The organism is Streptomyces sp. NPDC090108, assembly GCF_044747185.1.
Taxonomy (GTDB): Bacteria; Actinomycetota; Actinomycetes; order Streptomycetales; family Streptomycetaceae; genus Streptomyces.
In genome coordinates, this window is record NZ_JBIVDQ010000004.1 from 19,882 (window position 1) to 30,768 (window position 10,887).

At 75.2% G+C, this 10,887-nt stretch carries 8 protein-coding genes; 3 read left to right on the forward strand and 5 right to left on the reverse strand.

Annotation, left to right across the window (positions count from 1 at the left end; translation table 11 throughout):
- Positions 1 to 390: 390 nt before the first annotated feature.
- Complete coding sequence (locus ACIPRD_RS15220) at positions 391 to 5,406, reverse strand: ATP-dependent helicase (RefSeq protein WP_401563219.1); 5,016 nt, start codon at positions 5,404 to 5,406, stop codon at positions 391 to 393.
- A gap of 109 nt (positions 5,407 to 5,515) precedes the next feature.
- Here ACIPRD_RS15220 and ACIPRD_RS15225 point away from each other — a divergent pair, with 109 nt between their 5' ends.
- Genes ACIPRD_RS15225 through ACIPRD_RS15235 form a run of 3 tightly spaced genes read left to right on the forward strand, consistent with a single transcriptional unit; the run spans position 5,516 to position 7,493 of the window.
- Positions 5,516 to 6,403 (forward strand): AraC family transcriptional regulator, encoded by an 888-nt coding sequence (locus ACIPRD_RS15225; RefSeq protein WP_401563221.1) that lies wholly within the window; start codon positions 5,516 to 5,518, stop codon positions 6,401 to 6,403.
- A 35-nt stretch (positions 6,404 to 6,438) separates the two neighbouring features.
- Entirely contained in the window at positions 6,439 to 7,188 is a 750-nt protein-coding gene (locus ACIPRD_RS15230; RefSeq protein ID WP_401564163.1) for an AzlC family ABC transporter permease, read from the forward strand.
- On the forward strand, positions 7,185 to 7,493 hold the full coding sequence (locus ACIPRD_RS15235) for an AzlD domain-containing protein (protein WP_356406958.1): 309 nt from the start codon (positions 7,185 to 7,187) through the stop codon (positions 7,491 to 7,493). Before ACIPRD_RS15230 ends, ACIPRD_RS15235 begins: the two co-directional genes overlap by 4 nt.
- 134 nt (positions 7,494 to 7,627) lie before the next feature.
- Here the strand turns inward: ACIPRD_RS15235 and ACIPRD_RS15240 are convergent, their stop codons facing one another.
- From ACIPRD_RS15240 to ACIPRD_RS15255, 4 genes are all read right to left on the reverse strand, one after another.
- Entirely contained in the window at positions 7,628 to 8,572 is a 945-nt protein-coding gene (locus ACIPRD_RS15240) for a hypothetical protein (RefSeq protein ID WP_401563223.1), read from the reverse strand.
- 142 nt (positions 8,573 to 8,714) lie between these two features.
- Positions 8,715 to 9,614 carry a helix-turn-helix domain-containing protein gene (locus ACIPRD_RS15245; protein WP_401563225.1) on the reverse strand — a complete coding sequence of 300 codons (900 nt, stop codon included), beginning with the start codon at positions 9,612 to 9,614 and terminating at the stop codon, positions 8,715 to 8,717.
- A 134-nt stretch (positions 9,615 to 9,748) separates the two neighbouring features.
- Positions 9,749 to 10,111, reverse strand: a complete 363-nt coding sequence (locus ACIPRD_RS15250) for a hypothetical protein (protein ID WP_401563227.1) — start codon at positions 10,109 to 10,111, stop codon at positions 9,749 to 9,751.
- Entirely contained in the window at positions 10,108 to 10,737 is a 630-nt protein-coding gene (locus ACIPRD_RS15255; protein WP_356406946.1) for a SigE family RNA polymerase sigma factor, read from the reverse strand. The genes ACIPRD_RS15250 and ACIPRD_RS15255 overlap by 4 nt, the downstream gene beginning before the upstream one ends.
- Between the last annotated feature and the right edge of the window lie 150 nt (positions 10,738 to 10,887).

Sequence of the window (10,887 nt, forward strand, 5' to 3'; positions counted from 1 at the left end):
GCGCCGGGCCACCGGGAGTGTGGCTGTGGTCGGCGTGCCGGGCCGGGCCGGGTCACACCGGGGCTGTGGCCGCGCCGAGGAGCCGGCCGGGCCACTGGGAGTGCGGCCGTGTCCGGCGTGCTGTGCCGTGCGGGGCCACCGGGGCTGCGGCGGTGGCCGACCTGCTGTGCCGGGCCGCCAGGAGTGCGGCCGTCCCCGGCGTGCGTGTGGTGCGGGGGCTCCGGGGCTGCGGCCGCGAGGAGCCGCCGGGGCACCGGGGCCGCGACTGGTGGGGCCGGTGAGCCGGGCCGTGGGCTCCGGGGGACCGGTTCCCGGGTTCCGTGCCACCGGTTGTGTCCGGACCCGTGTGCCGGCGGTGTGCGGGCCGCCGAGCCCCGGTTCCGCTCAGGTTCAGGTCCGCAGGCGGAGGCCGCGTGGTGTGGCGATGAAGCCCGCGCCTTCCAGAAGCGCGCCTATGGGCGAGGTCAGGGCAGCGGCGCCGTTGATCCGCTCGACCGTCACCGTGCCGAGCGAACCCGCGCGGGCCGCCGCCGCAAGGGCTTCCGCGGCCATGCTCAGACGCGGATCGTCCCCGGCGGCGGTGTCCGGGGCCGACGGCCAGGCCAGCAGGGTCTTGCCGCCGCGCTCCATGTACAGCGTCAGCTCACCCTCCACCAGCACGACCAGGGAGCCCGCCTTGCGGCCCGGCTTGTGCCCGGCCCCGTTCGGCGGCTCGGGCCAGGGGAGCGCCGCGCCGTAGGCGTTGGCCGGGTCGGCCGCCGCCAGGACCACCGCACGCGGGTCGGGAGCCGAGGTGCCGGCACGGCGGCCGCCGAAACCCCGGCTCGCCCCCGCGCCGTAGGGAGAGGCGGACCCGCCCCGGGGACCACCGTGGCCCGGGACCCGGTCGCGTGACGAGGCGTAGCCGCCCCGGTCGGTGCGATCGCCTTCCGGCTGCCAGGCGCCCCCCGCGAGCCAGGCGGAATCACCGGACGGGGACGCCTGGTCCGCCGGCGGCCAGGTGAAGTCGCCGTCCAGGCCCGGATGGGCGAGGGCGCCGCCGTCCTCGTCGAAGGTGCCGGGGACGGTGTGGGCGTCGCCGGGGAAGGGCGGGGTGCCGACCCCGGCGGCGGGCGGCGCGAAACCGTCCGCGACGCCGGCGCCGGGCAGCCCCGCGGCCCGGTCGCGCGCGTTGGACACCGCGCGCAGGCGGTCGACCGCGCCGTCCATCGCGAACTGGGCCGCGCCCAGGCCCTCGACGACATAGCCGCGCCGGGCCTGGCCGCTCTCCTCGAACGCGGACAGGACCCGGTACACCGCCGAGAAGCCGCCTTCGACGCCCTCCGCGCCGACCGCGCCACGGGTCACCACACCGTGCCGGTCCAGCAGGGCCCGGGCGCGCGCGTGGGCCCGCACGGTGGCGTCCGGTTCGGCGACGGGGAGCAGGGACCAGCGGCCCGCCACGGTCGGCGGCCCGGAACGGGAGGCGGCCCTGGCGGCGGACGTCAGGGATCCGTACCGCCCGCGCGGCACCTGGCGCTTGGCGCGGTGGGCCGTCGAGCCCGCCGTACGGCCCGAGCCCAGCAGGGAGCGCATCGGGGCGAGGGTGTCGTTGGTGAGCCGTCCGGACCAGGCCAGATCCCACAGGGCGTCGGCGAGGTGGTGGTCGGTGGCCGCGGGGTGCGTGGTCGCACGGACCTGGTCGGCGATCTGCCGGAAGAACAGGCCGTAGCCGCCGGAGAGCGCGTCCAGGACGGACCTGTGCAGGGGGGTCAGCTCCAGCGGATGCGGTTCCGGCAGCAGCAGCGGGGCGTTGTCGGCCAGATAGAGGGAGACCCAGCCGTCCTTGCCGGGCAGCGAGCCCGCCCCGGCCCACACCACCTCGCCCGCGGCGGTGAGTTCGTCGAGCATCGACGGCGTGTAGTCCGCCACGCGCGACGGCAGGACCAGCTTCTCCAGCGCGGAGGCCGGCACCGACGCGCCCTGCAACTGCTCGATGGCACGCACCAGTCCGTCCAGGCCGCGCAGCTGGTGTCCCTTGCCGATGTGCTGCCACTGCGGCAGGAACTGGGCGAGCGCCGCGGGCGCCACCGGCTCCAGTTCGTGCCGCAGCGCGGCCAGGGAACGGCGCCGCAGACGGCGCAGCACCGCCGCGTCGCACCACTCCTGGCCGATGCCCGCGGGGTGGAACTCGCCCTGGACGACGCGGCCGTTCGCGGCGAGCCGCTGGAGCGCGCCCTCGGTGACCGCCACGCCGAGGCCGAACCGGGCCGCGGCGGTGGCCGAGGTGAAGGGGCCGTGCGTACGGGCATGGCGCGCGAGCAGATCGCCCAGCGGATCCTTGACCGGTTCGGTGAAGGCCTCGGGCACACCGACCGGGAGCGCCGTGCCGAGCGCGTCGCGCAGCCGGCCCGCGTCCTCGATGGCCGCCCAGTGCTCCTCGCCCGCGATACGGACCCTGATCACCCGCCGGGCGGCGGCCAGTTCCGGTGCCCACCGCGGCTCGGCGCCGCGCTCGGCCAGTTCGGCGTCGGTCAGCGGACCGAGCAGCCGGAGGAGGTCGGCCACACCCTCGGCGTCCTTGACCCGGCGGTCCTCGGTGAGCCACTGGAGCTCGCGCTCCAGCTCCGTGAGCACCTCCGCGTCGAGCAGCTCGCGCAGCTCCGCCTGGCCCAGCAGCTCCGCCAGCAGCCGGGAGTCCAGGGAGAGGGCCGCCGCGCGGCGCTCGGCGAGCGGGGAGTCCCCCTCGTACAGGAACTGGGCGACGTAACCGAACAGGAGCGAACGGGCGAAGGGCGAGGGCTCCGGGGTGGTGACCTCGACGAGGCGGACCTTGCGGGACTCGACGTCGCCCATCAGCTCCACGAGTCCGGGCACGTCGAAGACGTCCTGGAGGCACTCGCGGACCGCCTCCAGCACGATCGGGAACGAACCGAACTCGCTCGCCACCTGCAGCAGCTGGGCCGAGCGCTGACGCTGCTGCCACAGCGGTGTGCGCTTGCCGGGGTTGCGGCGCGGCAGCAGCAGCGCGCGCGCCGCGCACTCACGGAACCGGGAGGCGAACAGGGCGGAGCCGCCGACCTGGTCGGTGACGATCTGGTCGACCTCCCCCTTGTCGAAGGCGACGTCCGCCGCGCCGACCGGTGGCTGCTCGCTGTCGAACGCCGTGTCCATGGGGGCCTTCACCGGGTCCTGGTCCAGCAGGTCCAGGCCCATCAGGTCGGCGTCGGGCAGGCGCAGCACGATGCCGTCGTCGGCGTGCATGACCTGCGCGTCCATGCCGTACCGCTCGGCCAGCCGGGCACCGAGCGCCAACGCCCAGGGAGCGTGCACCTGGGCGCCGAAGGGGGAGTGGATGACGACCCGCCAGTCGCCCAGCTCGTCACGGAAGCGCTCGACCACGATCGTGCGGTCGTCGGGGATGTGGCCGCAGGCCTCGCGCTGCTCGTCCAGGTAGGACAGCACGTTGTCCACCGCCCACGCGTCCAGGCCCGCGGCCAGCAGGCGCAGCCGGGCGTCCTCCTTGGACAGCGACCCGACCTCACGCAGGAAGGCGCCCACCGCGCGGCCCAGTTCGAGGGGGCGGCCCAGCTGGTCGCCCTTCCAGAACGGCAGGCGGCCCGGCACACCGGGCGCGGGGGACACGAGGACCCGGTCACGGGTGATGTCCTCGATGCGCCAGGAACTCGTGCCCAGCGTGAAGACGTCGCCCACCCGGGACTCGTACACCATCTCCTCGTCCAGCTCGCCGACCCGGCCGCCGCCCTTCTTGGGGTCGGAACCGGCGAGGAAGACCCCGAACAGCCCCCGGTCGGGGATGGTGCCGCCGGAGGTGACCGCGAGACGCTGGGCGCCGGGGCGCCCGGTGACGGTGCCGGCCACGCGGTCCCACACCACGCGCGGGCGCAGCTCGGCGAACGCGTCCGACGGGTAGCGGCCCGCGAGCATGTCGAGGGTCGCCGTGAACGCCGACTCGGGCAGCGAGGCGAAGGGGGCCGCGCGGCGGACGGTGGCGAGCAGGTCGTCGTACTGCCAGGTGTCCAGGGCCGTCATGGCGACCAGTTGCTGGGCGAGCACGTCCAGCGGGTTCGCCGGCACCCTGAGGGCCTCGATCTCGCCCGAGCGCATCCGCTCGGTGACGACGGCGGACTGGACCAGATCGCCCCGGTACTTGGGGAAGACCACACCGGTGGAGACCGCGCCCACCTGGTGTCCCGCGCGGCCGACGCGCTGGAGTCCGGAGGCGACCGAGGGCGGGGACTCGACCTGTACGACGAGGTCGACGGCGCCCATGTCGATGCCCAGTTCGAGGCTGGAGGTGGCGACCACCGCGGGCAGCCGGCCCGCCTTGAGGTCCTCCTCCACCAGGGCGCGCTGCTCCTTGGAGACCGAGCCGTGGTGCGCGCGGGCGATCACCTGGGGTGCGCCCTGGGCCGCCCCGGAGCCGCCCATCAGCTGGGCCGGGGAGTGGTGCTCGTCGATCGGCTCGCCGGTCGCCCGCTCGTAGGCGATCTCGTTGAGCCGGTTGCACAGCCGCTCCGCCAGACGGCGGGAGTTGGCGAAGACGATCGTCGACCGGTGGGACTGGACCAGGTCGGTGATCCGCTCCTCCACGTGCGGCCAGATGGAGGCCTTCTCCGCGCCGTCGCCGCCGTCGGCCGCCGGAGCGCCGCCCAGCTCGCCCATGTCCGCAACCGGGACGACCACGGACAGGTCGAACTCCTTGCCGGACTCCGGCTGGACGATCTCCACCTTGCGGCGCGGCGAGAGATAGCGCGCCACCTCGTCCACCGGGCGGACGGTGGCCGACAGGCCGATCCGGCGGGCCGGCTTCGGCAGCAGCTCGTCCAGCCGCTCCAGGGACAGCGCGAGATGCGCCCCGCGCTTGGTGCCCGCGACCGCGTGCACCTCGTCCAGGATCACCGTGTCGATGCCCGCCAGCGCGTCCCGCGCGGAGGACGTCAGCATCAGGAACAGCGACTCGGGGGTGGTGATCAGGATGTCCGGCGGACGCGTGGACAGCGCGCGCCGCTCGGCGGGCGGGGTGTCCCCGGAGCGGATGCCCACCTTGACCTCGGGCTCGGGCAGCCCCAGCCGCACCGACTCCTGGCGGATTCCGGTCAGCGGGCTGCGCAGATTGCGCTCGACGTCGACGGCCAGCGCCTTCAGCGGCGACACGTACAGCACCCGGCAGCGCTTCTTCGGGTCGGCCGGGGGCGGCGTCGAGGTCAGCTGGTCCAGGGCGGCGAGGAAGGCGGCCAGCGTCTTGCCCGAGCCGGTCGGGGCGACCACCAGCACGTCCGAGCCCTCGCCGAGGGCCTGCCACGCGCCGGCCTGGGCCGCGGTGGGCGCGGAGAACGCCCCCGTGAACCAGCCGCGGGTCGCGGGGGAGAAGCCTTCGAGGGCCCGGTGTGCGGAGCTGACCATGCGTCCATCCTGCACCCAGCCACTGACAATCGCCCTGACCAGCACAAACAGGGAGGATCCCGGCTCCGGGCGCGCGGCGGGCCGGCCGGGCGTGGCGGAGAATGGGCCCATGGCTGGTTCAGGGGAGCGGGCGCGGCACTGGCGGTACACGGAGCTGCCCGGCGTCGACCTGCTGCGCGCCCGCTACATCCAGAAGACCTTCGTCCGGCACACCCACGAGCACTTCGTGATCGCGGCCATAGCCGACGGGGTCGAGGTCTTCCAGCACCACGGATCCGACGTGTCCGCGGGCGCGGGAGCCCTCGCGCTGGTCAACCCGGACACCCCGCACACCGGCCGGGCCGGCGTCCCCGAGGGCTGGCGCTACGGCGCGGTCTACCCGTCGCCCGAGGTGGTGGCCGCGATCGCGGCCGAGACCAGCACCGTCCGCGGCACGCCCGGCTTCGTCCGCCCGGTCCTCGACGATCCGTACACCGTCCGGCTGGTCCACCAGGTGCTCCGCGCCGCCGACGAGGGCAACGCGCTCGCCGCCGACACGCTGCTGCGCGTCGCCGTCACCAGGCTGCTGCGGCTGAACGGGGGCCCGCTGCCGCAGCGGCGGCCCCGGACCGCGGGCGCCGCGCTCGCCGCACGCGCGCGTGCCGTCCTCACGGACCGGATGGCCGGGCCGCCGACCCTGGAACGCCTGGCCGCCGACCTGGGCACCAGCCCCTTCGCCCTGCTGCGCGCCTTCCGCGACGTCTACGGCATGCCGCCGCACACCTGGCTGACCGACGCCCGGGTGCGGCGCGCCCGGTCCCTGCTGGACGCGGGCACCGCACCCGCCGAGGCCGCCGTCGCGGTCGGCTTCACCGACCAGCCCCACCTCAACCGGCACTTCACCCGGATCGTCGGCGTGCCCCCGGGCGCCTACCGGCGCGAGCGGCATGGCGGCCGGCCCGAGCGCAAGAACGTACAAGACCCGGACCGGCCGGCGGACCTACCGTCCGGGACGTGACAGAGCAACACACCGCACCAGGGGGCGTCTCCCCCCTGGCGGCCCGGCCCGCCGGGTATCCGGCCAGGCCCGACCGCGCCGTCGTACGGGACGCCCTGGGCGTCGGAGTCGCCGTAGGCCTGTCCGGGTTCGCCTTCGGCGTGACCTCGGCCGGCAGCGGGCTCGGCCTGCTCCAGACCTGCGCGCTCAGCCTCCTGGTCTTCACCGGCGCCTCCCAGTTCGCCCTGGTGGGCGCCCTCGCGGCCGGCGGCAACCCGTTCGCGGCCGCCGCGGGCGCCTTCTTCCTCGGCGTGCGCAACGCCTTCTACGGACTGCGCCTGTCGCAGGTGCTGGCCCTCCCGCGCGCGCTGCGGCCGCTGGCCGCGCAGTGGGTGATCGACGAGACGACGGCCGTGACCCTGGCCCAGCCGGACCGGCGTGCCGCGCGGATCGGGTTCACCGTCACCGGACTCAGCCTGTACCTGCTGTGGAACCTGACCACCCTGCTCGGCGCGCTGGGCGCCAAGGCCATCGGGGACACCGGCGCCTGGGGCCTGGACGCGGCCGGTCCCGCCGTCTTCCTCGCCCTGCTCGCCCCCATGCTGCGCACGGCCACCGAGCGCGCGGTCGCCGCCCTCGCGGTGCTCCTCGGCCTCGGGCTGCTGCCGGTCCTGCCGGCCGGAGTCCCCGTCCTGGTGGCCGCGCTCGCGGCACCCGCCGCCCTGTTCGTGAAGGGCCGCGGCCGCGGCGAGGACGGCACGGCGGCCCCGGCCCCCGCGCCGGCCGCACCGGAGGAGGACCGTTGAACACCTGGATCGCGATAGGCCTCACCGTCCTCGGCTGCTACGCCGTCAAGCTCGCCGGGCTGCTCGTGCCCGCCGGCGCCATGGAACGGCCGCTCGTGAAGCGGCTCGCCGCCCTCCTTCCCGTCGCCCTCCTGGCCGCGCTCACCGCTCAGCAGACGTTCGCCGACGGGCACGCGCTCGTGCTGGACGCCCGCGCCGCCGGGCTGGGCGCGGCCGCCGTCGCACTGGTGCTGCGCGCACCGTTCCTGCTGGTCGTCGCGGCGGCGGTGGTGGTGACCGCGGGGGTACGCGCACTCGGGGGGTGAGCCGGTCCCGCCCCACGTCCACCGCTCACTGGGCCCGCCCGCCGGACCCGACCGCCGCGCGAGCCCGCCGGGCCTGCTCTCCGCGCGAGCCCGCCGGGCCCGCCCGCCGAGCAGGCACGCACGGTGGGTCCGGGTCAGCCCACGAAGCGGCCGTACGCCCTGAGGGTGCGCAGTGCCTCGATCGTCGCCAGGGAGCGCGCCTCCAGAGCGGGCGCCTCGGCCCAGCGGAGCCGCCGGACCGGCCAGCCGCCGTCCTCCCGCTGCCCGGCGGAGAGGTGGTCCAGGGAGCGGCCCATCTCCTCTTCGGTGAACCACGCGCGCGCGAGCGACTCCGGGGTCGGCGCGAAGTCGTGCGGGAAGTGATGCCCGCCGGGGGCGTACCCGGCGGCGACCGGATACGCGTCGAGCCGGTCCGGGTCCAGGACGGCGATCCGCCGCTCGCGCACCAGGCGGCCGAGACGGTCCGCGGCGGCACGCGCGCGAGGACGGTCGGGCGCCGCGTCCAGGAAGGCCACGGCCGCCTCCACCTCGCGGGGATGCGGCATCTCCAGCGACTCCACCGTCCGCCAGCAGAAGTCGGTGGCGCGGAACAGCCACGCGTGCCACACCTCGTTGCGGTGCAGCAGGCCCACCACCGGACCGGTGGCGAGCAGCTCGGCCGGCGGGTCGTCCGTCACCGGCACGAACGGTGCCACCGGATAACCGCGCTGGGCGGGACGGACCGCCGGCAGCGCGCCGTCCGCAGTGGAGGCGGAGGTCAGGTACCGGCACACCCGCTCCACCCGCTGCCCGCCGCAGCGCCCCACGGCGTCCAGCACGCGCAGCGCGCGGGCGGTGTGCAGGGGCTGGCTCACCGGCCCGCGCAGATCGGGTTCGAGCCCGTGACCGTACCCGGCGTCCTCGTTGCGGTAGGCGTCCAGCGCCGTTTCCACCGGATCCGCGGGGCCGCGCAGGAAGTGGTACGCGAACAGCCGCTGTTCCAGCACGCGCGCGGTGAGCCAGACGAACTGCTCGGCGCGGAAGAGCGGGGAGCCGGCCGGGGACGTACGGGGGAGCGCGGAAGCTCCGGTGTCAGCCATGCGTCAGACCGTAGGACGGAAAGCGGTCTCGGTATCCCGCCCCGGACAGGGCCCACCCTCCGGAGCGAGGCCCCGGAGTCACGCGGTTGACGGCTTCCGCCGGCGTTCGGCCCGGGGCGGACCCGGGCCGAACGCCGCCGGACTAACTGGCGGTCGCCCTGCGGTAGGCGGAGGGCCGGACGCCGACCTGGCGGAGGAACGCCGATGACAGGGCGCTGGGTGCGGCGAACCCGCACCGCTCGGTGATCTGTTCCATGGTGAGGTCCGTCTCCGACAGCAGCCGCTGGGCGCGCTCGATGCGGAGCCGGGTGAGATAGCGGCGTGGTGTCAGGCCGGTGGCGTCTTTGAAGACGCGGACGAAGTGGTACACGCTGAGGTGCGCTTCGGCCGCGATCTCGGCGAGGGTCAGCGGCTCGGCCAGGCGGTCCCGCATGATGCCGATGCCCGTGCGCACCGCCGCGTGCCCGTGTCCGGGCAGGCGCGGTATCCGGCCCCGGGACATGAGGTGCATCGCGAGGAACGACGCGACCGACTCGGCGTACAGGTCCCCCGCGTCCCGGTGGGCGGGGAGGGACCGGACGAGGTGTTCGACGACCGGGTCGCCCTCGCTCAGTTCGGCGGACAGCGCCTCGAAGTCGGCGGCGGGCTTCTTCAGCCCCTGGGCGGCCTGCTCGATGTCGGCCCGCCGCACATGGACCTGGACGGTGGACATGACCGACGTCGACGTGTAGCTGCGCAGCGTCGGCCGGCCGGGCACCATGAGCTCGAGCCGGCCGGGCCTCCAGCGACGCCTGGTCGATGTCCCCTCGGACCCGACCTGCATCATCGCTTCCCCGCCGGTACACAGCACCAAGTGCAGATCGGACGTTCCGGGCAGCAGGAAGTCGTCGACCTGGCGGACATGCACGAAGCTCTGCACCAGCAGCGAACGCCAGCCCGCGTCGCTCCAGCTGCAGTAGCCGCGTTGTACATATTGATCTCCATCGATCCCGGCGTACGGGGCCAGATCGAATGCGAGGGACGCCAGCACGTGAATCCTCAAGGTGTCGTCGGTGGACGCTCGCTGATGCCGGCGGCGCGGTGGCGCCGCGCGGAGCCGATGTCGGTACAGCCGTTCTCCGCCTGGGGGGTGTCTCCCCGGGCTCCGCGGGCCCACGAAGATCGGGGAGACACCCCCTAGGGCCCGGACGCGACGGCGGAGGGCACCGCTTGCGGGTCGGTGGACGGCACCGCGTGCGGGGCGGTGGAGGGCACCGGGTGCGGAGCGGGGGAGGTCGGGGTGACGCTGGGGGTGGGGTGCCGTGCGGGCGGTGCCGGGCGGGAGTGGTCCGGAGCGGCGGAGGACAGCAGCAGGGCGACGGCGGCCGCGGCCACCGCGGCGGCCGCCGCGGCGATGGACAGCACGCGCCGGATCCGGAGTGTGCCCCAGGTCCTTCCGGTCGGCGGGCGGCCCGGGGACAGGTCATGGGCGCTGATGAGCCGCCCACGCGCTTCGAGCGCGGCACGCAGCCGTTCCTCGATCGGCGCCTGATCACTCATCGGTCCGCCTCCAGCAGCTTTTCCAGAATGGCGAGCGCGCGGCTCGCGGTCGACTTGACGGTCCCCCGGGACACGCCGAGGGCCTCGGCTATCTGCGCCTCGCTCAGGTCGGACCAGTAACGCAGGACCAGCACTTCGCGCTGGCGCACGGTGAGCAGCGCCAGCGCGTCGAAGACCTCCCGGTGTTCCTCGGCGAGCAGCAGCAGCTCGTCGACCGGCGCCCCCGGGCCCTGGTGCGGCGGGGTGTAGGCGCGCGCGGTGCGCCGCCGGCGCAGCACCGAGCGGGCGGCGTTGACCACCGCGGTGTGGAGATAGGCATGAGCGTTCTGGAGGTCGTCGAGCCGTTCGCCGTGCCGCCGGCAGACGGCGGCGAAGGCGTCCTGGACCACGTCCTCGGCGGTATGCAGGTCGTCCACCAGGAACGCCGCGAGCCGGACCATGTCGAGCCTCCTGGTCCGGTACAGATCGGCGAGTGTGGGGGAGTCCTCCTCGCCGTCCCGGTCGGCCACCGGACGCAGATGCCGGGAGCGTCGGCCGGGGTGCGGCGCGCTCGGCGCCGGGGACGGGGTGGTCCGGGCGCGGCGCAGTAGCCGGGCCCACCAGGGCAGGGCAAGGGTGAGCTGCATCGTCCTCGTTCACGTCAGAGGTGCGGCGGGGCCGGCTCAGGTCCGGCCCCGCCACTCATACGGTCGGCGACTCAGCGGACGGTGCTGCCCGGGTAGGGCTTGCCGTTCGCGTCGCCCGGAACGGGCCGCGGGTAGGGCTTGCCGTTCCGT

Excerpts from the sequence above, each read along its gene's own strand:
- ACIPRD_RS15220 (WP_401563219.1), bottom strand. The coding sequence starts at position 5,406 with ATGGTCAGCTCCGCACACCGGGCCCTCGAAGGCTTCTCCCCCGCGACC.
- ACIPRD_RS15225 (WP_401563221.1), top strand. The coding sequence starts at position 5,516 with ATGGCTGGTTCAGGGGAGCGGGCGCGGCACTGGCGGTACACGGAGCTG.
- ACIPRD_RS15240 (WP_401563223.1), bottom strand. The coding sequence starts at position 8,572 with ATGGCTGACACCGGAGCTTCCGCGCTCCCCCGTACGTCCCCGGCCGGC.
- ACIPRD_RS15250 (WP_401563227.1), bottom strand. The coding sequence starts at position 10,111 with ATGAGTGATCAGGCGCCGATCGAGGAACGGCTGCGTGCCGCGCTCGAA.
- ACIPRD_RS15255 (WP_356406946.1), bottom strand. The coding sequence starts at position 10,737 with ATGCAGCTCACCCTTGCCCTGCCCTGGTGGGCCCGGCTACTGCGCCGC.